The sequence below is a fragment of the Serratia sp. JSRIV001 genome (assembly GCF_019968745.1).
Lineage (GTDB): Bacteria > Pseudomonadota > Gammaproteobacteria > Enterobacterales > Enterobacteriaceae > Chania > Chania fonticola_B.
In genome coordinates this window covers 4,907,276-4,933,126 of sequence record NZ_CP074147.1, presented here as the reverse complement: position 1 = coordinate 4,933,126, position 25,851 = coordinate 4,907,276, and the positions used below count along the sequence as shown (strand labels likewise).

Annotated in this window: 30 protein-coding genes, 1 tRNA gene and 3 pseudogenes; 4 read left to right on the top strand and 30 right to left on the bottom strand. The window is 49.3% G+C overall.

The window, feature by feature from the left end; translation table 11 throughout:
* Window positions 1-9: 9 nt before the first annotated feature.
* The 10 genes and pseudogenes from mazF to KGP17_RS22825 form a co-directional block, all read right to left on the bottom strand.
* Entirely contained in the window at window positions 10-342 is a 333-nt protein-coding gene (gene mazF, locus KGP17_RS22870) for an endoribonuclease MazF (protein ID WP_223498409.1), read from the bottom strand.
* Window positions 342-587, bottom strand: coding sequence for an AbrB/MazE/SpoVT family DNA-binding domain-containing protein (locus KGP17_RS22865; protein ID WP_223498408.1), 246 nt, complete (start codon window positions 585-587; stop codon window positions 342-344). The genes mazF and KGP17_RS22865 overlap by 1 nt, the downstream gene beginning before the upstream one ends.
* A 167-nt stretch (window positions 588-754) precedes the next feature.
* Window positions 755-961, bottom strand: coding sequence for a hypothetical protein (locus tag KGP17_RS22860; RefSeq protein WP_223498407.1), 207 nt, complete (start codon window positions 959-961; stop codon window positions 755-757).
* A gap of 157 nt (window positions 962-1,118) precedes the next feature.
* Complete coding sequence (locus KGP17_RS22855) at window positions 1,119-1,349, bottom strand: hypothetical protein (protein WP_223498406.1); 231 nt, start codon at window positions 1,347-1,349, stop codon at window positions 1,119-1,121.
* A complete protein-coding gene (locus KGP17_RS22850) occupies window positions 1,346-1,669 on the bottom strand; it encodes a hypothetical protein (protein ID WP_223498405.1) in 324 nt (107 codons plus the stop codon). The genes KGP17_RS22855 and KGP17_RS22850 overlap by 4 nt, the downstream gene beginning before the upstream one ends.
* A gap of 22 nt (window positions 1,670-1,691) precedes the next feature.
* Complete coding sequence (locus KGP17_RS22845; RefSeq protein ID WP_223498404.1) at window positions 1,692-1,931, bottom strand: helix-turn-helix domain-containing protein; 240 nt, start codon at window positions 1,929-1,931, stop codon at window positions 1,692-1,694.
* 261 nt (window positions 1,932-2,192) lie between these two features.
* A complete protein-coding gene (locus KGP17_RS22840) occupies window positions 2,193-2,687 on the bottom strand; it encodes a hypothetical protein (protein ID WP_223498403.1) in 495 nt (164 codons plus the stop codon).
* A gap of 228 nt (window positions 2,688-2,915) precedes the next feature.
* Complete coding sequence (locus KGP17_RS22835; protein WP_223498402.1) at window positions 2,916-3,743, bottom strand: phosphoenolpyruvate hydrolase family protein; 828 nt, start codon at window positions 3,741-3,743, stop codon at window positions 2,916-2,918.
* A pseudogene (locus tag KGP17_RS22830) lies at window positions 3,740-4,108 on the bottom strand (Tm-1-like ATP-binding domain-containing protein); the annotation flags it as partial. The pseudogene KGP17_RS22830 and the gene KGP17_RS22835, both read right to left, overlap by 4 nt.
* Window positions 4,109-4,173: 65 nt before the next feature.
* A complete protein-coding gene (locus tag KGP17_RS22825) occupies window positions 4,174-4,869 on the bottom strand; it encodes an IS6 family transposase (protein ID WP_223498400.1) in 696 nt (231 codons plus the stop codon).
* 401 nt (window positions 4,870-5,270) lie between these two features.
* On the opposite strand from KGP17_RS22825, the gene KGP17_RS22820 reads away from it, so the two are divergent.
* The gene (locus tag KGP17_RS22820; RefSeq protein WP_223498399.1) at window positions 5,271-6,230 is read left to right on the top strand and encodes an Rpn family recombination-promoting nuclease/putative transposase; all 960 of its coding nucleotides are present in this window, start codon (window positions 5,271-5,273) and stop codon (window positions 6,228-6,230) included.
* A gap of 45 nt (window positions 6,231-6,275) precedes the next feature.
* On the opposite strand, the gene KGP17_RS22815 is transcribed toward KGP17_RS22820, so the two are convergent.
* The 4 genes from KGP17_RS22815 to KGP17_RS22800 form a co-directional block, all read right to left on the bottom strand.
* Complete coding sequence (locus tag KGP17_RS22815; RefSeq protein WP_223498398.1) at window positions 6,276-6,932, bottom strand: AAA family ATPase; 657 nt, start codon at window positions 6,930-6,932, stop codon at window positions 6,276-6,278.
* Window positions 6,933-6,977: 45 nt separating this feature from the next.
* Window positions 6,978-7,952, bottom strand: a complete 975-nt coding sequence (locus KGP17_RS22810; RefSeq protein WP_223498397.1) for an IS30 family transposase — start codon at window positions 7,950-7,952, stop codon at window positions 6,978-6,980.
* Between the two features lie 371 nt (window positions 7,953-8,323).
* Entirely contained in the window at window positions 8,324-8,503 is a 180-nt protein-coding gene (locus tag KGP17_RS22805; protein ID WP_223498396.1) for an AAA family ATPase, read from the bottom strand.
* Window positions 8,504-8,877: 374 nt separating this feature from the next.
* Window positions 8,878-9,135: a hypothetical protein gene (locus KGP17_RS22800; protein ID WP_223498395.1), complete on the bottom strand. Its 258-nt coding sequence runs from the start codon at window positions 9,133-9,135 to the stop codon at window positions 8,878-8,880.
* A gap of 29 nt (window positions 9,136-9,164) precedes the next feature.
* Between KGP17_RS22800 and KGP17_RS22795 the strand changes: the two genes are divergently transcribed.
* The gene (locus KGP17_RS22795) at window positions 9,165-10,379 is read left to right on the top strand and encodes an IS91 family transposase (RefSeq protein WP_223498394.1); all 1,215 of its coding nucleotides are present in this window, start codon (window positions 9,165-9,167) and stop codon (window positions 10,377-10,379) included.
* 268 nt (window positions 10,380-10,647) lie between these two features.
* Here KGP17_RS22795 and KGP17_RS22790 read toward each other — a convergent pair whose 3' ends face one another.
* The 11 genes and pseudogenes from KGP17_RS22790 to KGP17_RS22740 form a co-directional block, all read right to left on the bottom strand.
* On the bottom strand, window positions 10,648-11,622 hold the full coding sequence (locus KGP17_RS22790; RefSeq protein WP_223498393.1) for a fimbrial protein: 975 nt from the start codon (window positions 11,620-11,622) through the stop codon (window positions 10,648-10,650).
* A gap of 23 nt (window positions 11,623-11,645) precedes the next feature.
* Window positions 11,646-12,158 carry a fimbrial protein gene (locus KGP17_RS22785; protein WP_223498392.1) on the bottom strand — a complete coding sequence of 171 codons (513 nt, stop codon included), beginning with the start codon at window positions 12,156-12,158 and terminating at the stop codon, window positions 11,646-11,648.
* Between the two features lie 13 nt (window positions 12,159-12,171).
* On the bottom strand, window positions 12,172-12,702 hold the full coding sequence (locus KGP17_RS22780; protein ID WP_223499714.1) for a fimbrial protein: 531 nt from the start codon (window positions 12,700-12,702) through the stop codon (window positions 12,172-12,174).
* A gap of 5 nt (window positions 12,703-12,707) precedes the next feature.
* Entirely contained in the window at window positions 12,708-15,293 is a 2,586-nt protein-coding gene (locus tag KGP17_RS22775) for a fimbrial biogenesis usher protein (RefSeq protein ID WP_029712213.1), read from the bottom strand.
* Between the two features lie 136 nt (window positions 15,294-15,429).
* On the bottom strand, window positions 15,430-16,074 hold the full coding sequence (locus tag KGP17_RS22770) for a fimbria/pilus periplasmic chaperone (protein ID WP_223499712.1): 645 nt from the start codon (window positions 16,072-16,074) through the stop codon (window positions 15,430-15,432).
* A 152-nt stretch (window positions 16,075-16,226) separates the two neighbouring features.
* A complete protein-coding gene (locus KGP17_RS22765; protein WP_371822215.1) occupies window positions 16,227-16,766 on the bottom strand; it encodes a fimbrial protein in 540 nt (179 codons plus the stop codon).
* Window positions 16,767-16,837: 71 nt separating this feature from the next.
* A complete protein-coding gene (locus KGP17_RS22760; RefSeq protein ID WP_223498391.1) occupies window positions 16,838-17,407 on the bottom strand; it encodes a fimbrial protein in 570 nt (189 codons plus the stop codon).
* 502 nt (window positions 17,408-17,909) lie between these two features.
* Window positions 17,910-18,305, bottom strand: coding sequence for a hypothetical protein (locus KGP17_RS22755; protein WP_223498390.1), 396 nt, complete (start codon window positions 18,303-18,305; stop codon window positions 17,910-17,912).
* A 530-nt stretch (window positions 18,306-18,835) separates the two neighbouring features.
* Window positions 18,836-19,677, bottom strand: a pseudogene (locus KGP17_RS22750) (ISKra4 family transposase); the annotation flags it as partial.
* Window positions 19,678-19,856: 179 nt separating this feature from the next.
* The gene (locus KGP17_RS22745) at window positions 19,857-20,447 is read right to left on the bottom strand and encodes a plasmid pRiA4b ORF-3 family protein (protein WP_223498389.1); all 591 of its coding nucleotides are present in this window, start codon (window positions 20,445-20,447) and stop codon (window positions 19,857-19,859) included.
* A 96-nt stretch (window positions 20,448-20,543) separates the two neighbouring features.
* A complete protein-coding gene (locus tag KGP17_RS22740; RefSeq protein ID WP_223498388.1) occupies window positions 20,544-21,242 on the bottom strand; it encodes an IS6 family transposase in 699 nt (232 codons plus the stop codon).
* Window positions 21,243-21,269: 27 nt separating this feature from the next.
* Here KGP17_RS22740 and KGP17_RS22735 point away from each other — a divergent pair, with 27 nt between their 5' ends.
* On the top strand, window positions 21,270-21,779 hold the full coding sequence (locus KGP17_RS22735) for a phospholipase D family protein (RefSeq protein ID WP_223499710.1): 510 nt from the start codon (window positions 21,270-21,272) through the stop codon (window positions 21,777-21,779).
* A gap of 638 nt (window positions 21,780-22,417) precedes the next feature.
* Here the strand turns inward: KGP17_RS22735 and KGP17_RS22730 are convergent.
* From KGP17_RS22730 to KGP17_RS22715, 4 genes and pseudogenes are all read right to left on the bottom strand, one after another.
* Window positions 22,418-22,750 (bottom strand): hypothetical protein, encoded by a 333-nt coding sequence (locus KGP17_RS22730; RefSeq protein WP_223498387.1) that lies wholly within the window; start codon window positions 22,748-22,750, stop codon window positions 22,418-22,420.
* A 226-nt stretch (window positions 22,751-22,976) separates the two neighbouring features.
* Window positions 22,977-23,234 (bottom strand): TraR/DksA family transcriptional regulator, encoded by a 258-nt coding sequence (locus tag KGP17_RS22725; RefSeq protein ID WP_223498386.1) that lies wholly within the window; start codon window positions 23,232-23,234, stop codon window positions 22,977-22,979.
* 339 nt (window positions 23,235-23,573) lie between these two features.
* Window positions 23,574-23,650, bottom strand: a tRNA-Ile gene (locus KGP17_RS22720).
* Between the two features lie 287 nt (window positions 23,651-23,937).
* A pseudogene (locus KGP17_RS22715) lies at window positions 23,938-24,093 on the bottom strand (helix-turn-helix domain-containing protein); the annotation flags it as partial.
* Between the two features lie 62 nt (window positions 24,094-24,155).
* Between KGP17_RS22715 and KGP17_RS22710 the strand changes: the two are divergent.
* Complete coding sequence (locus tag KGP17_RS22710; protein ID WP_223498385.1) at window positions 24,156-24,854, top strand: IS6 family transposase; 699 nt, start codon at window positions 24,156-24,158, stop codon at window positions 24,852-24,854.
* A gap of 55 nt (window positions 24,855-24,909) precedes the next feature.
* Here KGP17_RS22710 and KGP17_RS22705 read toward each other — a convergent pair whose 3' ends face one another.
* Window positions 24,910-25,800: a helix-turn-helix domain-containing protein gene (locus tag KGP17_RS22705; RefSeq protein ID WP_223498384.1), complete on the bottom strand. Its 891-nt coding sequence runs from the start codon at window positions 25,798-25,800 to the stop codon at window positions 24,910-24,912.
* Window positions 25,801-25,851 lie beyond the last annotated feature (51 nt).

Genomic DNA, 25,851 nt, shown 5'->3' with positions numbered 1-25,851 from the left:
CCTCCATGATTACCCTATTAAGGCTTTTGCCTTTGCACGAACATCCGACAGTACCGACGCAGGTACCTGTCCCTTTTTTGTTGCATTACGTTCTTTCCAATCCAGGCTCTTAACTTGATCGGCAAGGACTGCACTCTCACGTTCACCAGGGACAATGACTTCAAAAGGATACCCTTTGATTTTGGTTGTCATCGGGCAGCACAGCATTAACCCAATCCGCCCGTTGTATACAGCGGGACTGAGCACTAAAGCAGGGCGATGGCCCGCTTGTTCATGCCCTGCCTGGGGATCAAACTCTAACCAGACAATATCACCGGCGTCAGGAACATAACCTTTAACCATCACAGTGCCTCTTTGCCAACAGGCTCACCAAACGACACTGCCTGGTGAATATTCTCGTCAGTCACGCCTGCCAGCAAGCCGTCTAGTGAATAGACCTTGGCTCGCACCGGTACAATGACGATACGCCCTTCTTCGACACTCACCTCAACGGTATCATCCACGTTGAGCGACGCTGCTTTCATGACGGCGACAGGAAGACGGACTGACGGGCTGTTACCCCATTTTTTAACCACAACTTGAGACATAATCCCCTCCTTATCAGTTGCAATGTATCTACACTGTATAAACAATAATCAAATCACCGTTAGATGTCAACAATGTTGATACATGGATTTCCGACTTCAACAGAGGACGGAAAGGACGATCCCGGAAGGGCAGAGAACGTAAAGGCGGTCCCAACGGAGCTGGCATGTCATGGTGCAATCCCAACATTCCATCTGTAGGTGTCAGGGCCATCCTCCCCCTTTATTGCATCAGCCACAATCTGATCATAGCGTTCTCCAGCCAGCTCTCTAACCATTTGATCCAAGACCCATTGCAAATGATGCATTTCATCAGTTCCGCCATAAAGGCAGGCTAGTTCGATAGCTCGATCTATTCTTGTTTGGTCTTCTGTCATACTATATTCCTATGGTATAAGGGGGGGGGAAGTCCAATGAAACGGAAACGTACGCTAGGCTTCAATCTAATGATTTCAGACCTAGCCCTGCATTATCCCGGTCTTTCTCTTCCAGTTCAGCAATCACTGCGGGAAAAGCAGATCTCGCCGATGACCTTTACGCATCGAGCCAGGTGGTCTGCACTGGCGAGATCACGGCCAGCACCGAGAGCCAGTTCACCAGGAGGTGTTTGTCGCGATAATACCCAGATGATTTATCCAGATAAACATGATTGAAAAAACGCTCCCCCCACAACAGTGGACCTAACATGATAGGTAATGCTAACAGGTTGATGCCTGTTAATACCGCCACTGCTATATAGGTCCAAAACATGTTGCCTGGTTTCATTCTTTCACTTGCCCGAGTTTCCCTAGCGACACTAACATTTCAATCATCGCTGATGTCATGCCAAACATTCCTGCAAAAAAAGCGACTATCGCCAGCCCCGTCATTGGATAAAAGAAAATATCGAAAAATAATGACCTCGACTGAGGAATAATATCCAGATATATGAATACAGGTGAACAGACAATCCCCAATACTGCAAGTAAACAAGCGATTAAAATAACTCTCCATAGGCCAACAAGAGCAAATATGAGCGGTTTTTGACTTGTAGATCCATAAAACGTTACTTGTCGAAATATAGCTATTATCAGTTCTTTGTTCATCTCAACATCCCTTTGCTTGAAATTAATGAATACTGCTTGCTAAGATACGCAACCTTGTTCGTAACAAATCGGCGTCCAGGCAATTGATATCATTCATCATGAACTTTAATGACAACGCCGTTATCGCTAGTTGCACCACGCGGGGTGGAGCTGTATTTTCATAACGAACGTAAGAACGTAGAGAAATACCAAACTCGTCAGCTGCCTGTGCCTGAGTCCATTTCAACCCTTTTCGCCACATTTTTAGCTCAAAACCTGTCATGTACGTTCCAACTAACCACTAAATTTACACAGTAAATATATGCCATATTGGCAAATTAATAAACAAAAAAAGAGCCATTTTGGCACATTTTTACATCTGGAAACTCATAGCCTAACGTTTCTAATCCTGTCGATGTTGGCCAGCTAGGACCCCATGAATCAAGCGTTGTGTGAACCTTCCGAGAACTGCAGAGAACGGAAACGACCAATCTGGTACGAGGGAGAAGATCTCATCCATACGGATTGGTGGTTTCCGACCACCTCAGTGTGAATCATTGAAAAAGTGTTTATGCAGAATGTAGCGGATAGCGTTCTCATCCACCCGTCCCTGGTCGTTTGAGTTTATCCCAAATCGGAGATCCCACTGGCCATCATTCCAAAAAATCAATAAATCATCACGCTCACTGCTTTCATTTCTAGGTGTTTCCCAGCGCATAGCAATCATGTCAAAACTGTCATCGCAAGGTAATAAACTTAACTTTTCTCCTGACGAATTTGCGATGATGCTATAGCACAAATCAATGGGGATATATTTATTATCAACCGGCTTTTTACATGTTTCAGTTGCTCTTAAACAGGTCAACATGCCCCAACTGCTTGATTTAACCACTTGCTCAACCAGTAACACCAAAAAAAGATACCGCATTTGATGTTTGCGTATTTCATTATTTTCAGCCTCCTTCAGTTTAAATTTTTCTTCCATCTTGGATAAAAACAACTCTGAATACCTTTTACACTCACTCTCATATATACTCATCAGCAACCTCTTATACAGCCATTATTGATTGATAACTTAAATCAAAAGCGCTTTCACTAGAATACAGTCATTATATTAGCATCATATTAACTGATACTAATAGATTCGAACGTAGACCGCTTGGTCTCAGTCGGTAAGGCAAACAACTACGCATCAAAAATGTCTAGTTGTTTGTTTTTACATTTTACTTTACATGTCTTTTTATTAGCAGGGTTAATATACTGATTATTAATTCCTTTTTATTTTCTTAAACTCATTAACGATATTTTTAATCGCTACTTCTGTAGGTAAACGTTCCATCGAGCTTGCCCCGTAAAAACCGTGGCAGTCAGGACAATGGGACAGTATATAGGCTGCGTCATCTGGCTCTGCAATAGGTCCTCCGTGACACAGCACGATCACATCCTCTCGTACTGCTTTTGCAGCTGCGGCGCAAGCATTGATCACAGGGACGCAAGACTCTAAATTCTGTGCGGTATCTGCTCCAATATCGCCCCCAGTGGTCAACCCCATATGCACCACAATGACATCAGCACCAGCTTCAGTCATGGCAACTGCATCTTGCTCGTTAAATACATACGGTGTGGTCAGCATCCCTTTTTCATGAGCCTGACGGATCATATCTACCTCCAGACCATAACCCATTCCTGTCTCTTCCAAATTTTTACGGAAGTTTCCATCAATCAGGCCAACGGTCGGAAAGTTTTGAACACCTGTAAATCCCTGCGCTTTCAGTTCTTCCAGGAAATGAGGAATATTGCAAAAGGGATCTGTTCCACAAACGCCAGCCAGTACGGGCGTTTCTTTTACTACTGGCAGCACTTCATTACCCATTTCACGCACAATCTTGTTGGCGTTACCGTACGGCATTAACCCCGCCAGCGAACCACGCCCAGCCATTCTGAAGCGACCACTGTTATAGATTACAATCAAATCGACTCCGCCAGCTTCTTCACATCGTGCGGATAGGCCCGTTCCTGCCCCGGCACCGATAATCGGTTCCTGACGCAGGACTTTCAGTTGCAGCTTTTCTTTTACTATATTGTAGTTTTTCATAAGGATTTCCCTGGTGTTGAATCATAAGCTGTTCCCTGGTGTTGCATTACATTCTGGAACTGCTCAATTACAAGCGAACAAAACTCAGGTGCATTGATGTGGTGAGACGTTCTGATAATTTGGCGTTGTGCCGTCGGGATCACCGTAGATTCCAATCCTTCTGCAAAAGCTTGTCTTGCATTCGGATCGAAGAATGGCTGTCCAGGGGCATCTAACGCTGAAAATCCGCCTTCTGGGATGATGAAACGTACCGGCCCATTACATAGATTGAGCTTATTGCCAATCCAAACACCCAGCTGGTAGTTTTCCTCTGGTGTTGTGCGCATCAGTGTCACCTGAGCGTTATGCTCTACAAATTGTCGATGAGCATAACGCTCGGTTCTGTCGCATTAACGGGCACAGGCCAGCCAAAGTGGGTGTTGCCGATTATTTAGGCAGCCAACAGATAAAATTGTTCCGCAGGTGACAATACCTCACTTTCCGGATGCTGATATTGTCCTTTGCGTATCATGTGGATCAATTCGATGCCCGCCAAAAGCCCCTGTGCCCGTCGAAACGATTTGAATCCCAGCATCGGTCTTATCCGGCGTTTGATATTGCGGTGATCTTGCTCAACCAGATTGTTTAGGTACTTACTTTGCCTCACTGTAATCGTTTCCTCATCGGGTTTGTCGGCGTTGAGCGTGGCCAAAGCCGCTGTGTTGGCCCCACTTTTATCGATAGTGACCCCCTCGGGTTCGCCGTGATGACGTATGGCCTTGCGGAAGAAGCGCAATGCGGCGGCGGCATCACGTTTGGCAGTGAGCAGAAAGTCGATTGTCTGGCCTGATGTGTCAACAGCCCGGTACAGATACTTCCACTGCCCGTTCATTTTGATGTAAGTTTCATCCATTCGCCATCGACGACCCACCGAACGTTTATGCCGGCGGAATGCCTTGTCCAACAACGGCACCAGACGGATAACCCAGCGATGCAGTGTGGCATGGTCAACAGCAATGCCGCGTTCAGCCATCATTTCCTCGAGATTGCGCAAGCTAAGGGCATAAGCCAGATACCAACGAACACATTGCGCGATGATATCGATGGGATAATGCAAGCGTTTAAAGGCATTCCTGATCAGAGACATTAATAGGCAACATTACAAAAAAAACAGCATATTACCTGACGCCGCCTTAACGCGACAGAGCCGCTTAAACAGTACCGGATTGAACCGGTTCGGTACAGGGATACTTAAATAGCACCGCAACACTCCACACCCGGCGGCCAAATCCTATCAACGTCTTGGGATGACGCTCACTCTACTCCGCGAAAAACTACATGATACCGAATTGTTCCTGGCAACTGCCCAGGCTTCTGCTTCTGCCAGTTGCGTTTTTACGGCCAAAAAGTCGGCGTGGCTCTACATGACGTCGCCGTCAGCGAGCATATAACCTGCTGGCTGGCGTCAGCGGACTCCGCTGACCGTGGTACCGACAAAACCCAACGCTGCGATAGTGAGCCGGGGGACCAACATGTTACGATAGCCTCATGAAAAAGACCCCTACGCCACATGATTTGGCCTTCAAACAGTTTCTGACGCATCCCGATACCGCCCGGGATTTTATGCAATTGCACTTGCCGGCAGAGCTGCAGGCTATCTGTGATCTGAGCACGCTGAAGCTGGAGTCCGGAAGCTTTGTCGAAGAAAGCCTGCGCCCGTATTTCAGCGACGTGCTTTACAGCCTGAAAACTACCGCCGGTACTGACGGTTACGTGATGGTACTTATCGAGCACCAATCCACGGCGGACAAACACATGGCGTTCAGGTTGCTACGCTATGCGGTCGCCGCCATGCAGCGTCACCTCGATGCCGGCCATAAGAAGCTGCCACTGGTCATTCCGGTACTGTTCTATACCGGTAAACGCAGCCCTTATCCGTACTCGACCAACTGGCTGCAGGAATTTGATGCTCCCGTGCTGGCGGAAAAACTGTACACCGCAGCGTTTCCGCTGGTTGATGTGACAGTCATCCCCGACGAAGAGATTATGGGCCACCGCAGCATGGCGGCGCTGACGCTGCTGCAGAAACACATCCGACAGCGCGATCTGTTTGAACTGATGGAACAACTGGTCACTTTGCTGCTGGCCGGATACACTACGAGTGATCAACTGGCATCATTGATGAATTACATGCTGCAGGTTGGCGATACGGCCGCCCCGGAGGCTTTTATCCGAGAACTGGCCCGCCGCGCGCCACAGCACGAAGAGGTACTTATGACGATTGCACAAAAACTGGAGCAAAAAGGGCTCGAGAAAGGCCGCCTGGAAGGCCTCCAGCTCGGCATCGAAAAGGGCATCGAAAAGGGCATCGAGAAAGGGCGGCAGGAAGGCGAGCGCGAAGCCGCACTGAAGATCGCCCGTTCGCTGCTCGACAGTGGCCTTGATTTGGCGACGGTAATGAACGCCACGGGTCTCACTGCCGATGAGCTGGCGCAGATCCGTCATTAACCCGTTTTGGAGAGACTTACGACCTTGCCGGACAACACGCCTTGGCTAGTTCTCGTCAAATCGCCACTCACGGCGCGTCGGATCATGTAGGCAGGTCTCCCCGTTAATCAGTTGCAACGGGATATAACGGCACGATGCATGGGCTTCAATCGCCTGTGCCAGCACCGGACTGTGAGTCGTCACCCAGAGCTGAGAGTAACGCGACGCCTCGCCAATCAGCTGACCGAGCGCCGGCAGCATATCGGGATGTAGGCTGCTTTCCGGCTCGTTCAACACGACCAAGGGTGCCGGACGCGGACTGAGCAGTGCCACGGTCAGGCAGAGAAAACGCAAGGTGCCATCGGAGAGCTCACGGGCCCGCAGCGGTCGCCGCAGCCCCTCACGCGTCATCATCATCTCGAGTCCCGCTTCGCTGTTGCTCACGTGGAAACGGGCATCGGGAAAGGCACGGGCGAGGATGCCGTGCAGCAATTCGACATCCCCAATGTCGACGATAGTGGCAAAGGCCGCCGCGAGATCCCCCCCGTCATGGCTCAGAACCGGGGTTCTGATGCAAGGCTGGGGAATGCGTAGGGGCGAGCCGGAGGCGATATCGAAGTGATGATAGAAGCGCCACTGGTTGATAAGGTGGCGCAATCTGGCAATCTCGGGATAGCGCTCAGGCTCCGCAAGATGCCCGAACACCGACTCGTGGGGCAACATACCGGGGCCCCATTCCCAGTCGAAACGCAACAAAACGGTAGGGCATTATGCCGCCTGTAAGTGCGTTAAAAATACCTCATTCGGAGAACGATAGCCCAGACATTTTCTCCCTCGCGTATTGAGCAGGTGTTCGAGTGCTGCGACCTTGCGATGGGTGACCTGATTGAAGTCTGTTCCTTTCGGGTAAAACCGCCGTATCAGCCCGCTAGTGTGCTCATTCAATCCACGCTCCCAGGAATGATAAGGCCGGGCAAAGTAGACCGTGGCTCCCGTTATTTTCGTTATTTCCTCGTGCTGCGAAAACTCAGGGCCGTTATCGGCGGTCAGGGTTTTAAACTCGCAGAAAGTATTGGCGACGATGTCCCTGAACGCGGCGACCACCGTCTCTGCACGCTTGTTGGGCAGTTTGCGAATGATGACCAGCTTGACGGCTTTATCGACCACGGTCAGTAGGAATGACTTCTGGTCTTTGCCAAAAATGGTATCAATTTCAAAGTGTCCGGGCTGTTGTTTGAGGTCCGCTTCGGCAGGCCGGTGCTCAATGCCAACGCGGTTGGGAATAGGACCACGGTTGGCCTGGTCGGTCTGATAGTTATACCGCTTACCCCGATGGGGGAGCTGTTGATACAGGTCTCCGCCGGCCTGGCGCTCCTGCTGGATATAGCGATAGAGCGAGTTCTTGCTGACCGATAAACCCAATTCCAGGAACAGGCGTCCACTGATGACTTCAGGTGAAGTGTGGGTAGATAGCGCATGCCTGATAAATTCTTGAATGTGCGGTTCAAACTGGTTAACCACGTTATCCGGACGTGCTTTCTGACGCCGTCCTCTGGCCAGTTTTTCTGCCCTTCTGCAGGAATAAACGCCGTTGAAAGCGGCGTCGGTATTGCGTCTGAGTTCCCGGCTGATGGTAGAGCGCGGAAGCTGGAGCTCCCTGGCAATGGTGGCCTGATTAACCCCATCATCACGACGTTTTTCGATGTAGAACCGCTCTTTCTGAGTCAGATGTTTTCCCTGCATGCAAAGGGATCTCCAGTAGGGCCAGAACGGTGATTTTATCCGGGTCTAGCCAGTGGGTCACTTTGTTGCATTTCAACTGGGAATGGGGCGGGGGTATAGTCCACGTTGTCCCCATCGATACCAAGCACCTTGACCGCCTGATTACTCCGCATGAGTAACAGGTTTGAGGGGGAGCGTCGCTCCCCCAGCCACGCCTCCTCCTGCTTGATCTCGGGATCGAAGCCGAAATACGGGCTGACCGGCGGCGGGGGCAAGCCTATCTGCAACTCGTAGCCAAACTGCTTGGCCTGCATACCGAGGATGATGCGTTTGGGCGCATCGGCACGATCGTCAGGACGCAGGCCTCCTGCCCATATGGTTTGGTGGATCCCTCATTCGGCACAGATGGCGCGGGCCAGCTCACCACTAGCGGCGCTCGCGAGCAGGTGGATGGCGTTGTAGAGGTTGCTCTTGCCGCAGCCGTTGGCCCCCTGAACCAGATTGATCCTGCCAAGGGGCATAGTGAGCTTGCGCACAGAGCGGTAACCACGGATCCAGATTTCGCTCAACATGGGGATGACGCCTTGAACCTGAGAAATTCCATTATGGCGTTTCTCGCCCATTTGCCCCCAAGGTCCCAAGCTTGATATCTATCTTTATGAATTAAATAGAATATCATTTTTTTGATATTTCCGTTAATTTGTAAGTTTGTTGGTAAGTTCGGTGCTTCATTCTGCGAAAAATTCGCCCGGAGAAGTGCCAAAATTTGGTTTTGACACCACGTAGTATCAAAACAGGCAAAAAACGACAGTAGATAACCCATTTCAGACCAATAAATGCAGTTTCAGATATCACGACATGTGATATTGTGAAATAAACAACATTTTTTAATGTGCTCCATCAATGAGTAACAGAATATCACCATAGTGTATTGATATATATAATTTTACCAAGAATGTGGGGCTAATGGGCGCGGAACCCCATTTAGCGAGGCAATCAACTGAAACAGGTAGGGCATCTGTTTATCCTGACAGAGAGCTAACTGCCAGCGGCAGCGATCCAGTAGTTTCGCCAGCCCTTCAACATTGCCGGTCACTCTGGCCATGATCGGTGCTATTTGCTTCCCTTCATCATCAAAGGCAGCATGAACGGTAGCACGCCTGCGGCGTGAGCTCGTCTGCTGCGCAGCCGAAGTCCTTTCCACCCTCATCGCCGTATTTTATACTGTCTTTCATGTACATACCGCGACCCGCAAAGCTCCTGTTCCAGCACGATGAAGGCTGGGAGCGCTTCCTTGAGAAGAATGGCCATCAGCTCACCGACTGGACCAAACTCTCTGTCGAGCGCATGCTTGCCTGCGGGACCTGCGCCATGGGCGTTCGCCGCTATTGCTGCAGCTCCGCTGAATGCACACATTCGCGTTTCCTCTGCCAGACATGCAAATCCAAAGCCTGCAGCAGCTGCGCCCTCAAAGGCACCGAGCAGTGGATTGCTGGGCAGCAACATGTTCTCCCCGACTGCGACTGGCAACATATCACCTTCACCATGCCGCACTTGCTCTGGCCGTTCTTCAATAACAACTGGCCGCTGCTCAACGACCTTTTTCGCTGCGCCACCCGCGCCATGCTCAGACTCGCGCGCAAGCTGGGCGTCGAAGTCGGCATCTTCTGTGCACTACACACCTACGGACGCCAGCTCAATCAGCATCCGCATATCCACGTCTCAATTACCCGTGGCGGCCTCGATGTCAAACACGGGGTCTGGCGTGACCTGTTCTTCAAAAAACAGCAGGTCGAAGAAATCTGGCGCGGCGCCGTCATCCGTTTACTGCGCGCCAGCCATGACCGCGTTAGCCCCGCCGCGCTGCCAGGTCTCGGCCATATCCGCGATGAGAAACAGTGGCAGCGCTACCTGCAGGCGCAATATCAGCGCCACTGGAAGGTTCACTTCGCCAAAAAGACCCGCGGTGCCTGGCGCAGCGTGAAATACCTGGGCCGCTATCTGAAACGCCCGCCGGTGGCGGCGTCGCAGCTCCGTCATTACCGTGGCGGCTCGGTCGTTCACCAGTACTACGACCACAACACGCAGCAGCACAAACGCCAGAAACTGAGCCAGGAGGAGATGCTGTGGCGTTATGTCAGCCACATCCCGTCCCGACACTTTAAAATGGTGCGTTACTACGGCTTTCTGGCCAACCGTAAACGCGGCACGCTGTTGCCAAAGGTTTACGACGCGTTGGAGATGACGCCGCGCGAGAAACCACAGAAGCCAGGGTTCGCGGTGCTGATGAAAGCCTTTCTGGGTACCGACCCGTACCAGTGCATCCTGTGCAAGGGCCGACTGCGTTTTGCCGGCGCCGTGGCGGGCGATCACGCCACCAAAATACTCTCTGACAGGCTGCAGAAGATGGCAAAAAAAACGCTGGCTTCAGACCACGGTGTTGGATAAGTGCGCCTGAAAAATGGTTTTTAGATTAAAACACATCAAAACCGGTATTTTTATCAATAACATCTTGCTATGCCACGCTAAACGGGCATGTATCACGCTGCAATTTATGGTCAGGAAGTTTTTAAAACGCCTTTCCAAATTCCTAACCATGAACACATTGAGCTAAAATATCGACGCGATAATGCAGGCGACAGAAGACGTTTCAGCTCAGAGACACAGGCAGATGAGATCATAAAAACAGCATCCTATCTAATGCAACAGAGCTCATTCACGGATAGGTAAATGTCACCCCAATAACGGACTGGACATTGCCTGCAGTAACCTGAGCACCGGTTTGTGCATAGGTAGCTTTGAGATTCAGATTGACCGGCGTATTACCGACTGTTCCCAGGGGTACGGCATTATTGACCGTAATCGCATTATTGTTTTGGTCCAACATCTGTATCCCTATACCGCTGGCAGGAGAAGAGGTTGACGTATTACTGAATATTTTCCCTGCGGTATCGGCTGTCGTACCCGATAAAAAATACGACAAATTCTTGTTACCACTGGGGCAATTGACCGACAGTGGCACTGAGAACGTTTGATTTGAGGTTGCATCATACGCGGGAAGAGTAACGCTTACATCGCGCGCAGAAACATCGCAGCCACCGACTGGCATTACGACCGAATTTTTTGCATATATAAACCATGTTTGTCGCTCCCCCCCGTTATCAACATTATTCCTTTGCTGCATTATTAATGTAGCGATATGCGCCTTTTCTGCAATAAGTACGCCTGATGCTACATTATTATTTGATAACGGCGAAAGGTATAACTTTACATCCATCGGAATTAATCCATTTTTTCTCGGGAAAACACCGCGGGCAGTGGATTGAGTAGTACCCGGCACTGAGTAATTCTCACTATAGTAGTATATATTTCCCTTAAAACCATCAAGCACCCCACCTGAATATGAAGCACCTGCAATGTATAAATAGTCCTCCTCCCTGGCACCAGGGACTGGGTTTTCATTAGCCGTGCCAAATTTACATGATATCATACTAGATAAGTCAATAATTAAGTTTTGATTCTGCTGAACTTCAGGGGTTAGATAAACCTCGACATTCTGGTCGCCAGTGTTTGTTATAGAACCACCTCCCGATACAGCACAATAAAAAGCCATAGCTTGAGAGGAACCACCCAGAAGCGCCAGCAATAAACCAAATTTCATCAGTTCTTTCACTTTCATGATTTTTTTCATCTTATTCTTTCTTGTCCCTGCGTTCACTGGTAGGTGTAAGTCACGTTAATCACTGCCTCAATATTGCCTTCGGTGGGCTGTCCACTCTCCGAACGCACCCGCACCTTGACTGGCAGCTCCGCTGTACCGGTTGTAAAATCCACCGGTATATCCCTCGACGCCCCGTTATTCAAAAGACCATTTGCACTGTCCTGTAATTCCAGCTCAATACCGCCAGCGCTGCCGGTAATGCTGCTGTTGGCGTAATAGTTCGCGTTACTCGCTGCCGGCCCAGTGAACGTAGCCTTGACGGTTGATGTTCCCACGGGACATCCGCTCAGAATCAACGTGATGTCTTGCCATGCAGTAGTGCTCCTAGCGGTATTCAGCGACGTGGTATAGACATCGCCAAAATCCACCGTGGTATCGCCCGGAGGCGTTTGACAAGGCCTGGCAACAACACTGCCGTTAACCGTGATTGTGACATCAGCAGCGTGTACCAGCCACGGCAACATCAGAGACAGGCCAAGCAAGAGCCCGGCACTTTTATATTTCATTTCCAAGCTCCATTTACTCAAACTCAAGGGTAAAACCGGCGGTGGCACTCACTGTGCCAGCACTCACCGTCGCCCCTGTTGCCATCAGTCTTGCATAAAAGTTCAACGTATTGGGCTGCCCCCCCTTTAACGGGATCCACTGGAGATTAGTTGAGTCGGCATTCAGTTTTATGCCAGTCCTGGTGCTGTCCAGCAGTTGTACCCCCATTCCAGCTGCCGATGACGTGTTATCCAGCGCCAGCAGGGGGGTGTCGGGTATACGGCTAGTGTCGGTAAACCCGACTTTCACATTCGTCGCCATTGGACCACAGGGCGACAATTCAATACTGAAGGGTACCGCTGGCGTAGTCGCTCCGGCCGAACTGAGTTGCTTGGCTGCATTCACCAACAGGTCCACATTCACTGTGGTGGAAGAAGCTGCAACCGCACAGGCGTTATCGCGTATGTTGCCGGTAATCGTTATCGTGCTTGCGTCAACAGTATGGCTGATACCACTGAACAGCACCCCACACAGGCACAGGGAGTAAAGTCGTCCGTTCATCATCTTGTTCACTCGCACTCCGCACTGATTTCGTTCAGCGCACGCTGCGCACTCTCCGGTGGCAACCGGTAGTCCGCCTTGCATTGCGCTTCGGGGCTATCCCCCCATTTGGCAAATACCTGCCCCGTCAATGGCAGGCCGGTGAGATAAACCTGCCCCCCGTCAGCCACAATACTGCCGGATTGGTTGCCCGACGCGGTTGCGATAGCCCCAAACGGAACCGGTTTGCCATTTTTATTGAGTGTCATAAGCACTTTTAGGCCCACGTTGGCCTGAAAATCAGCACGAACAATAGCCCCCTGCGAAGGAATGACCGTCGTGACGGCGTCTTCCAAATCAACGTTGCTCGCCAGGGTGTTCGTGTCCAGTGCAATACGGTTTTCACGGTAATTCATGGCATACGGGATAACAGCGTAGCCACGCCAGTCTGTTCGCACGCCTTTCTGACCGTCCACTTTCACATTAGCTGCACCAGGTACTTTGACCAATACCACCGTGTCATTAAGCGGTTGGCTGAGGGTAACGCCATTCTCGTGGGCCAAAACACCGCCGCTCACACCATAATAGAACTGGCTATAACTGTCGCTCTGGCTGTAGCCGACATTCGCATTCGCCAGGCGGCCGGTGTAGTTCAGCGCGGCATACCCTGTTGAACCGCTGGCCTGATTGCCCCCCCCTGAATAACCGGTCTGTACGCTGTAATTCAGGTTGTTGTCTTCGGTCAGCGTACCGCTGACACCGGCAAGTTGGGTCATCTTTCCATCAAGGTCATTCGATGTGCTGTAACTGGCCCGCGAGTTTCGCAAGACCGACTTGCTGTTGGAGCCCATCCAGTAACTGAATGGAATGCTCATGTTGAATGACACCAGATGGTCACGCTCATCCTGCCAGGCATTTTTCGTCAGGCTGTAATTCATACTCCAGTTGACGCCCCCCGTGACAGAGCTGAGTCCCGCCTGAAGCTGCTCATCCGCTTTGCGTGTACGCCAGTAGGACTGCCGACTTGCACTCAGATACAATGAGGTTTCTCGGCCAATTTGTTGCGAAACGTTCACTTGAAGCCTGCCACGCTTACTGTAAGCAAGATTGTAATAATCCGTGTATTTCGGTTCGATTTGCAGCGGGCCGTCCTGCGTCTGGATGGTATAACCACTCATTTTCTCCCAGGCAGTGTCAGCCAGCGTAAAGTAACCCTGCGTCGAATAGCGATAGCCGAGCAACTGGAGGTTGGTCCCCGTATCGCTCAGCGACTTGTTGTAAAGGAAACGTACTGACTGCCCCCGATGCTCACTGTCATCCGGCAGCGTGGCATTGGCATCAGTGATATCAAGGGACATGGCCCCAAAATATCCCATATTCTTGCCAACACCCGCGTTGAATGCGTGGAATTTGTCAGACAATTGCGCCCCACCATACAGGGTCCACCCATCGGGAAGACCGCGCATTAGCGACCCTTGAACAAACGTCGGTGATTGCTGCTGCCTACTCCCACTACGGTATTCCGCCACCGTCAACTCAAAGCGAGAATGCCCCTCTCTCAACAATGCTGGAACGGAGGAATAAGGCACATTGAAGCTGCGCGTACTGCCGTCAGCCTCACGGATAGTCACTTGCAAGTCGCCACTGTTACCTGCTGCATACAGGTCGTTAATCTCGAAGGGGCCGGGCGGGACCGTTGTCTGGTAAATCTCATAGCCATTCTGGCGGACCGATACCTTGGCCGTCCCCCTGGCAATACCACGAATAACCGGCGCAAACCCCTTCTGGCTGTCTGGAAGCATATTGTCATCGGTGGCTACACGGATGCCTCTGAACTGGACACCGTCAAAAATATCGCCAGCGGTGGTACTGTCACCCAGCGTCAGGCGTGAGCGCAAGGGAACGATGTCACGTTCGGCATAAGTATTAATGTGCTGCCAGGTGTTTTTTTGTGCAGTCGCCCCCCCGCCACTGCTGTAGCTCCAGGTGCTATTATCTCGTAGGCGCCAGGACCCCATATTCACCCCACCATTGAGGTTCATATAGGCATACTGACTATTGCCTCCGTGACGACTGCGGGCTTGGTTACCGGTAAGACTGTAGTTCAGACGTGCACCAGTTATACCGCTATCCCAATACTCGGGTGAGATATAGCCTCGCGCTGTATTACCCATATAGATTTGTGGCACAGTCAGATACAGTCGTTGTTGGCTGGTATCAAATTGTTGTGTGGCATCAGGCATCACCTCCTTGAATGGGATACAGGCATCAGCAGCCAGCACTGACACGCCGGGGATGGTACGAGTATTGACGCCGAAGCCAAGCAACTGCTTGGCGGTAAGACACGCCATCAAGTCCTGTTGCCCCTCCTGTGCCTGAAATGCAACATCTCGGGTAGCAACGAAGGCATTATTAAGATAAATATCAACCCGGTAAGTGCCGGGTGGCAGTTCCTGACCACCTTCAAACCGCGAGAGGTCAGCCACTGCCGCCGGGTCGTCAGACAGAAAACGGGGGTTGAAATATAACTCGGCGCTGATCGGAAACACCGGTACCATCAACGCAGCAAGTGGCGCCAGCACGTAACGACGTACAGAGATTCTTTCTGAAAACATAACGGTCTGTGAGCCGAAACGGCCTGCTCCCTACTTCAGTAAAAGACCCCCACCTCTGCGACAACACACATCGCTCAAGGGGAACTTGATATTTCATCACTCGGTGGCATCCACTACCGATGTGACAGACACCGTATTACTGCATCACCCCTTTCATCTGGGGCGTCACTGCACCGTAGTCGTTGATGGTTTTATAGGTGATGGCTGTTCCGGCGTCTGTGGGCATTTTTACCGTGGTTTCTCCCATCGGAGGCACGAGTGCATTCTCCAGGATGCGGGTACCGGCGTTCAACTCAGTGACCGTCAGAAAATACGGCGTGGGATTAATGAGTTTCAACTCCGTCCCCTGACGACTGAAGCGCAGCTTTTCTGCCGCAATCTCCGGTTTCAACGTCAGTCCGACAGGACGATAATAGAGTTTGATACGACTGGTAATAGCCAGTTGCAAGGTGTTCTCACTCTTCTCGACCTTGCTGGCAGAGGGAATGGCCTTCACATTAATCCAGAAGAGACTTTCGCGGTCCTGGGGAAGCTTGTTATTGGTTGCATCGATAATACGCAGGGTATTTTCTTTTTTTCCCTGCATGGCAAACAGCGGCGGTGTAATCACAAAACGCCCATCTTTTTTTCCGTCACTATTCTCCACCCATGACTGTATCAGAAAGGTGCTTTTTTCATCGTTGTTAGTGACCGCCAATTGCACTTGCTTTTGGTCAGACGGGTATATCACGCGTGTGGTGCCAAGAGCCACACCGGCATCTGCATGAGTGGCGCCAAGCATGATAGCCGTACCGACAATAGCGGTCAGCAAAAGGCGAGCCACTGATACTGGCATATGTTGGGGATTCATTTTGGTAAACATGGATTACTACAACTCCGGTATAGTGATTTTGTCTTTTCGGTGAACGTGTGATGTATTGCAAAAACCACGCGTTATTCATATGTCAGGGAAAACCAGGCCTCAGCATTGGCTGCACCACCCGTTACGGTATGCCCGGTAGCGCGGTATTTAGCGACAAAATGCACAGATAAAGGGCCGTCATTGGGTAATGTGGTCCAAGAACGCACGGGGCCATTGACCGGGATTAACTGGTTCTTTTCATCAAAAATGGCCACTCCAACGCCCGATGCCACACCATTCCCCTCGCCGACTGACAGGAGCTCCGGGTTTTTGCCATCGGCTATACCATGAAAAGCCACGCTAACCCGTTGGCTTACCGCGGTGCTGCAGTCCAACAGATTAATTTCAAAGGGGGTAGGTCCCGCGTCCTCTCCTACAGCGTGAAACCGGTTGCTGCTAACCTGTCCCATAATCACGGTCATGTTATGACTCCCCGCTTCAACACGGCAGGCCTCAGCAATAATCTCTCCCTGAAATCGCATGTTTCCACCTGCGACTGTCACGTTCCATTGATTACCAGCGAAGACAACAGGAGGCAGCAGCATCAAAAAAAACGCCGATTGCATTTTCAACATAGCTTTTCTCCTGGGCGGGCTACGCAAAACAGGTCATCCTGACCTTGAGTGCTTCCTTGCAGTGAGAATTATTGGTACTGAACCTTAAAGTTTGCTTCTGCGTTAGCCGAGCCCGCAGTAGCTACGCCGGTTGCATAGTATGCAGCCATGAAAGAAAGCCTGTTTTCACCATCACTCAGTGTTTTCGGCGTGGAGAACTGAGTGCCATCGACTTTCAATGGCGTTGTGTCATTGTCAGAGAAAAGCTGAATACCTACATTTGTCGCCTGCCCTGCGGCACCGCCACTCAACCCCAAAACGTTATCAAAAGGTGTTGGTATCGCTCCCCCAGTTGAACCACTCGCAACTCCTTGGAAAGCCACAGATGCTTTAGTTGATACGGTAGTGTCGCAGTCTTTCAGGACGATAGTAAAAGACTGGTGACCACTTTTTGCTCCTGCCTGATTAAGCATGGCCGTGCGGACTTGCCCAAGACGAACTGTCATATCGGATGAGCCGGCATCAACTGCGCAGGCGGCGTTAACGACTTCACCTGTAAATTTGATGGTTCCACCATTAACTGTTGTTGCAGCGGAAGAGATCATCGGAAATGCAAGTGACGAGACTGCGATGATAGAAGAAATTAACTTAATTTTCATACTGTTTAGCCATGTTTAGAGTTTATTGAAAAAGTGTGCATATCGAATGCAGTATGAGGAGAAATAATAATTTAGCTCTCACTCATACACTGTATTGAGCGTTAAAATGCCCAGTAAAGAATGATTGTTTACATTGTGAAAATCACAATGATTTCACAGGTGGATTATCTTCATTTTCTCATCATGGTGTTGTTCACTTATCTCATTATTGAAACGTAACTTACAGATTCCAGTCACCCATTTAACTGTAAGATTTTTATGATATATATTTACTTTTTTATTCTCACCACTTAATCAGTGAGGGTGAGAGTGAGAGTGAAAAAGGCAACAAAGCCATCACCTGCGACGCCGGAAAACAATGACATATTATTCAGAATACCCTCCGTTTGGTGGTGGCAAGAAAACTCAGTTTACCATCACCCTCTATCATTGGGGGAGTTCGTGTTTTCCTTGAAACAATTGTCATTAATTATTCCATTCATGACGTAGGTTAATCGTCAGGTTATCTTTTAATTGGTTCCACATGACTTGCTGCAGCCTCATGTATCCGCTTAAGCGCCACTGAGCGATCCGGACGAGTGAGGCCGGCGCGTGCATCAATGGAATAACCTGATGTATCGATATCAAATTGTTCAACCCCAATTTTTTTGAGGTACATGACCAATGTGTCCAGCTTTTTGAACACCCTGACCGGGCGAGCCTGTGACGCCAGGGTCTGCTCACTCAGACCGTACTTAACCTTTAATATCCAGCCGCCATCAGTCCCAACCACGTTTAAGGCACTGACGCTGCCGCTTTCAACCAGAAGGCGCAGCGCTGCATTTTTGAGAATTTTTTGTGTCATAACACCACGCTGTCTGTTTTTCTGCTTGGGTATCAGGGGCATGGCCATCGTCATGGCAGTAACACGCACATCACACGGATTCGTGTGGAAACCTAAAAATGGACGAACATGCACAGAGACCAACAGGTTACCGAATTTGAGCCTCTAAATAACACGTTTGAAATACAACACCATGGAAGTTCGCCCCTGTATATTTAACGCCCAATGAGTCTGTGATGCTTGCGAACGGCTTTGGACTGACATTGGCACTTATCTTGAAACGCATCATACATTGATCGGTTTAACAGATCAATCAGTCTTGATTGATTGATTTAATCTATAGGTTAAACAAATTGAAAATACACTATCGATCGTTTAATGCTATTGTATTTTTAAGAAACAACAGGTTCAGAAAAAAAATAACCAATTGAAAAATGGTGTTTTTTATTGAGCATGGCAACCTCGCGGCTGCAAATTGGATCAGCGGGAGCATTTGAACAGTGATAGCGTCAAAACCATAAATTCCGACGCGAAATCGACACATGCTTTGTCTTATACGCGTTATTGCGTCGTATTGCTTATATGTCATTAACGCAACAAAATTACTGCAGTTCCCTCAGGTTATCCGCGCCATCGGATAAAAAAATATCTGCTGGTTGGCCTGCATTCCCTGGGCGGAGAGGTGTGCCATTAGTCTGCGTTCCGGATGGCAGTCGTCATTCTGGACAAAACCAAAGCGGCGCGTGTCTGTCGGAGACCCGACTGAAAAGGATTTGCCGGCAATAATTTCAAAATTTCGCTTTTTGTCGTCCCGATCCCGAACATAACCCCCATCAATACCTACCACAAGCGGTTTACCTGGTCTGGGCAGGTTCCCCCAGTCGCGGGGGCAACCGGAAAGAAAGCCAGAATTCGCTTCTGCCTCTGCATCAAGGCGCTGCGCCACCTGACATAAGTTATTCCTCACCGTTGAGGCATTTAGGCTGTCTCCCACTGGCAGAATATCTTTCAGCAGACGGGTCGTCATTTCATACGAGATCATTGAGGCCCTGCGGGTTTCTATATATTTCAGGGCAGGATGAGTGTGATCGCCCGCCCAGTCACTGAGAAGGCTGACGGTCTTTGTTGTACTTTTTTCGCAGCGGCATCTGTACACCCGGAGCCCCGATACGGGAATAATGCCAAACAGTGTCCGGTACTGTATTTTCTGCCGGCCTTTGATTCTGCGCGCTGCAAGGCAGTGAGGACACTGGATATGCTGGTGAGTGTATTCGTCCGCCTGCTGCTGAACCATTGACTGCTGGACGGTATTCAGCAAGCTCTTCGACTCTGAAAGCGATAATCCGATATCATTTCGGGCATCTCCTGACTTCTGTAATGTCATCAGTTCTTCCGTTCGGCTCACGCCTGACTCATCGGTTATAACTATCTGGAGCGTCAATTTCATCGTTGCCTCCTGCGGTGGTGGGATTATCTCCTGGTTACTGGTTTTTCATCTGGTTGCGAAGTTTATAATATATTGAAATGCCGAGGCTTACGTGGTCGCAGGCGATCCTGAGTCTGACACCTCTGGTCCTGAGCGCGCCAATTTCCTGAATTAGAGAAGGACACCTTTATAGATATCCGTCAGCGGCGGCGATCCAACCAGATCACTTCAGGTTCCAGTGCTGGCGCCGCCAGGTCGAGTTTGCTCAATTGCCTGTTGATTTTATTGCGATTGAACCGAACAGCATCCAGGTCGTCAACAAAGATCCGGATTTCTCCGACCGTTGTTGCATCATCCGCATTAACGATGGCCTCCAGAAAAGCCAGCGTCTTATCCGCTTCATCCGCAGCCGTTGCTCCGGGCATGCCATGGCCGCTCATACAAAATGGTGTTTTCAGCGTTGAGTCTTCATGAATGGCCTCAACCCGAACGTCATGAAGCCAGTGCTCAAAGAAGTTGTATTCGTAGGTAAAGCGATCGCCGATATCAAAACTAAAATCATCAATCACGGTCTGGAACGGGTTATCCGGAAAGCCAATGCCACCGTCGTAAGAGATACCGTAATCTTTGCCGTAAATATGAAACTGATGGAGGTAATCATCACCCCAGCCCTGCACGATCTGGAAAATGGAGTGAAGTGCGGCCAGCGACGTATCAACAGCGATTCTTAGCCGACGCCAGACCATGGGACTTACGCCACGAACAGTAATTTTGATGACGTAGATCTTCATAGCCAGATAGCAGGTATTGTTATGAAATAATGTTGGATATTCTGGTTCTGTCGCATTAACGGGCACAGGCCAGCCAAAGTGGGTGTTGCCGATTATTTAGGCAGCCAACAGATAAAATTGTTCCGCAGGTGACAATACCTCACTTTCCGGATGCTGATATTGTCCTTTGCGTATCATGTGGATCAATTCGATGCCCGCCAAAAGCCCCTGTGCCCGTCGAAACGATTTGAATCCCAGCATCGGTCTTATCCGGCGTTTGATATTGCGGTGATCTTGCTCAACCAGATTGTTTAGGTACTTACTTTGCCTCACTGTAATCGTTTCCTCATCGGGTTTGTCGGCGTTGAGCGTGGCCAAAGCCGCTGTGTTGGCCCCACTTTTATCGATAGTGACCCCCTCGGGTTCGCCGTGATGACGTATGGCCTTGCGGAAGAAGCGCAATGCGGCGGCGGCATCACGTTTGGCAGTGAGCAGAAAGTCGATTGTCTGGCCTGATGTGTCAACAGCCCGGTACAGATACTTCCACTGCCCGTTCATTTTGATGTAAGTTTCATCCATTCGCCATCGACGACCCACCGAACGTTTATGCCGGCGGAATGCCTTGTCCAACAACGGCACCAGACGGATAACCCAGCGATGCAGTGTGGCATGGTCAACAGCAATGCCGCGTTCAGCCATCATTTCCTCGAGATTGCGCAAGCTAAGGGCATAAGCCAGATACCAACGCACACATTGCGCGATGATATCGATGGGATAATGCAAGCGTTTAAAGGCATCATTTCTGATCAGAGACATTAATAGGCAACATTACAAAAAAACAGCATATTACCTGACGCCGCCTTAACGCGACAGAGCCCTGTCATTGCGACACCGACTATTGAAGCAGGATTCTCTCCGGAAGGCAGCGCACTGCAGTTGGTTCTGAACACCTTAGATTCAGCAAAACAGAGCATCCGCATGATGGGCTACTCTTTCACCTCACCGGAGGTCGTAAAAGCACTGGTCAATGCACATCAGCGCGGAGTGGACGTAAAAATCGTGCTTGATGATAAAGGAAACCGGAATAAGGCTAATCAGGCCGCAATAAACATCGTGGTGAACGCAGGAATTCAGTTACGGACGAACGGTCACTACGCCATTATGCACGATAAGGTAATTATTCAGGATAATCATACTGTTGAAGTAGGAAGTTTTAACTACACGAGAGCTGCGGCCCGGGCCAACTCAGAAAGTGTCTTGGTCATACGCGAGATGCCTGCACTGGCTCAGTCGTACCTGGCACACTGGCAGTCACGCTGGGATGACGGTACAGACTGGCAGTCGTCATACTGAGCGTAAGGAAACCGCCCCAATATAGGGGCGGTCACCTGGCTTACTTGTCTGCTGCGTTGATGATCACCGAAATTGAGTTGTTGGAAATACTCCAACCCCCATTCCCAGATGACAACAATGCACCAGATACAACGATGACAATACAAATGTACCGTTTCATTGTGCGGTCCTTTGCGAAGACCGCTTCACGATGCCACCACCGGAGATGAAACCGCGAATACAAGCACTTGGATGCGCTTGCGTTTACGGCCGTTGGAAATCCCTCCCTGAATCCGATGCCCGTTGCTACACAGCGGGAAGGCCCCACCATATTGTACACTAACCTTTCGCGAACAGGCACTTGACAGTGCATGTAAAGCAGCCCAAAATATAGGCACTTGGATGCGCTTGCGTTACGTTGGTAACACAGCCCTGCTGGGAAGGCCGCTAACCTGAACAGCACAAAAAAACCACCTTTTTTGGTGGTTTTTTTGTTTCTGCCTCGCTAAGACCAACCACCTAATCATCAAGATGTTTCTTCCTGATCTGCAGTATTGGTAGCGTCATCGCGGCAAAGATCCCATAAATGAACATCAGAATGGTAAGCAAAAAACCGCCCATTGCTCAGTATGGACGCTGGTACCAACACCCCCTATCTATTATTGATAACCGTCAACTTCGCTGATATAGGCTTTTTGCGTTTTTTTATTGAAAAGGCAAAGTTCCCGCCCCTTTTGATTTTCCATATGTTGTTGAGGATAAAAACCCTGTAATAATAGTGCCGTATAACCAACTTCATCTGAAAACCCCATCAACCTGCTTACAACTGGCGTTATTTCCTTAAAGTTGCTTGCTTTAATACAGCTAGCTATAACCATTTTATTATGTTCGTCCCATACATCCGGAGTTGATGCGACAGCGTTAGATGTTAATATCGATAACCCGCCGACAACTAAAAAAGTAAATGAACGTAGTTTTGTACTTAGCTTCATAAGAACCACACCAAAATAGTTTAAAAATAACGGGATAAACAAATAAACGTCAGCTGTCGCCTATAGGGATTGGGATCACAACCGCAGGGAAAAACACGGCAATTTTTTTTGAAAGTTTTACCAGATTAGCTTCATAGATATATATAGGTTGTCTGGAAATAAAAATGTTGACACGCTAACGTACTTTTCTAATCAGTTGGGCTTCATCCCCCTATAGATCCACCAATCACTCTTCGTCCTGATTGACAGCATGGCGAGTCAACAAAGGATAAACCCCAACCTTATGCTGGAACTCTTTTCGCTCCTGGCACAGGACACAGGTCTTGACACCAGGTAACAGGTGACGACGTCGTTCCGGTATCGGCTCACCGCAATCTTGGCAGACAAGCGCACTGCTTGCTGTAAACTGTGACCGTATGGCCATCAAGCCACGTTCGATCATCTTTTCATGTTCATTCTGTGCTTCATCAGCAATATCTGCCATGATTTTATCAATCCCGGTAAATACACATTGAGCCAATGGGTGGCCCGCCTAACACGATTACAGCTTGTAAACGTAGCCCCTTGTCTCAACAACCGCCATTTTTTAGGTTGATGATGTTATCGTTAAAGCGCGTAACGACAGAAACATACCGCTGGCAGGCATCATAGTCGGGGAGAGACACTCATCACAGCAAAGGGGACATTCAGCTGTCCGCAAATTCAGAGAGTGGAGATCCCTAAACCAGAATGTCCCCTTTGCCTGTGTATCAAGCCATCTACCGTCTTCGCCACACCATCAGCCTGGACACAGAGCGAATAGCCAATATGCGATAATCGTAATTGGTGGCCCTTGCTGGACTCGAACCAGCGACCGAGCGATTATGAGTCGCGCGCTCTAACCGACTGAGCTAAAGGGCCTTCATCAAAAAATAGTAAAAAAAACGCAGGTATGCATTACCTGCGTGAGGAGATTTTCCAAATCTCAAAATAGTTGGGGTACCTGGTCATATGGGCATGTCAGGCATCGTTTTTATACCCCAAGACAGGTATTTTTTTGTCTTCAAATTGTAAAGATATGTTTATACTTCCAACAAATCACATGAGGAAAGCACAAAGGTCGGGGTTCCGTGCACATTTCCCCGAAAAGTGCCACCTAACGTCTAAAAAGTTATTTTTATCATTATCTTAACTTTAAAAAACAGGCTCTATTGTGTAAGATTATCGTCTTCCAGAATTTTATATATCGTAGAGCGGGCGATGCTTAGCTCCCTGGCTATAGCTGTAGCACCATTACCTTCCTGACGAAGCGCAAGCACTGCGTTACGGTCGATGGTGCGCCTGCGGCCAAACCTGACGCCTTTGGGCTCTGTCGCGTTAAGGCGGCGTCAGGTAATATGCTGTTTTTTTGTAATGTTGCCTATTAATGTCTCTGATCAGAAATGATGCCTTTAAACGCTTGCATTATCCCATCGATATCATCGCGCAATGTGTGCGTTGGTATCTGGCTTATGCCCTTAGCTTGCGCAATCTCGAGGAAATGATGGCTGAACGCGGCATTGCTGTTGACCATTCCACACTGCATCGCTGGGTTATCCGTCTGGTGCCGTTGTTGGACAAGGCATTCCGCCGGCATAAACGTTCGGTGGGTCGTCGATGGCGAATGGATGAAACTTACATCAAAATGAACGGGCAGTGGAAGTATCTGTACCGGGCTGTTGACACATCAGGCCAGACAATCGACTTTCTGCTCACTGCCAAACGTGATGCCGCCGCCGCATTGCGCTTCTTCCGCAAGGCCATACGTCATCACGGCGAACCCGAGGGGGTCACTATCGATAAAAGTGGGGCCAACACAGCGGCTTTGGCCACGCTCAACGCCGACAAACCCGATGAGGAAACGATTACAGTGAGGCAAAGTAAGTACCTAAACAATCTGGTTGAGCAAGATCACCGCAATATCAAACGCCGGATAAGACCGATGCTGGGATTCAAATCGTTTCGACGGGCACAGGGGCTTTTGGCGGGCATCGAATTGATCCACATGATACGCAAAGGACAATATCAGCATCCGGAAAGTGAGGTATTGTCACCTGCGGAACAATTTTATCTGTTGGCTGCCTAAATAATCGGCAACACCCACTTTGGCTGGCCTGTGCCCGTTAATGCGACAGAACCGTTTATACAGGCAACGATGACTTTGAAATGTGCTGGTTATGAATGATCGGAATCAGATACTCGTATTCCAAATGTAATATTTTATCGCTGTCGAATGAATAATGAAACTGCGTTAGATCGTATCCTTCACGGCGCACCAAGTTAAATAGGGGGAAGAGTTTAGTATAAATACTGACGATTTGTTCATGCAAATCGACGGGTTTGCCGGAATAACGGAATCGGCAAAACTTCCCACTTATTTTGGGGAGCTCACGTAGAATACGCCCATTTGCGTACTTTCTATCGACAGCGACAATATAGTCAACCTTGACTTGTTCACCGGCAGGTATAAAACGAGTCAATGCATAAGTTTTTTCAGGGCGCAGTTTAAATTGGTTATAAAATCGTTCTTTTATTTCATCACGAATCTTAGCATGTGAGCTATCTAGTTTCTCAACAGGTAAATGGTAAGAATAATATTGTCCCGATAGTGAGTACTCTTTTGGAGCGATATTAACATAATCAATCGAAATGTCTTTAGCAGGAACCAATGACAGAAGGGGTTCTAGGTGATTGAAGTGATGTTGCCGCGCCTTACGATAAGCACCGGGAGTTTCACCAAAGTGTTTTTTGAAGCAACGTGCGAATGTTTGTTGTGTATCAAACTGGTATTCTAACGCAATTTTCAGGATGCTTTTCTGTGTGTAGCGTAAGGAGAGGGCCGCAAGATAGAGACGGCGAGCTCGGATGTATGCGGCTATAGAGCGATGGGTTTGTTGGCGGAACATGCGTTGTAAATGCCACTTTGAATAGCCGGATCTTTCAGAAATGATATCCAAAGAAAGTGGGTTACAAAGGTTTTTGTCGATCCATACCAGTAACTCCGAAATATGTTTTTCCTGCGCCAGCATCATTTATTCTCAATTCATTACTCATTTATCTGGCAGGAAGTTACTCTGCCAGTA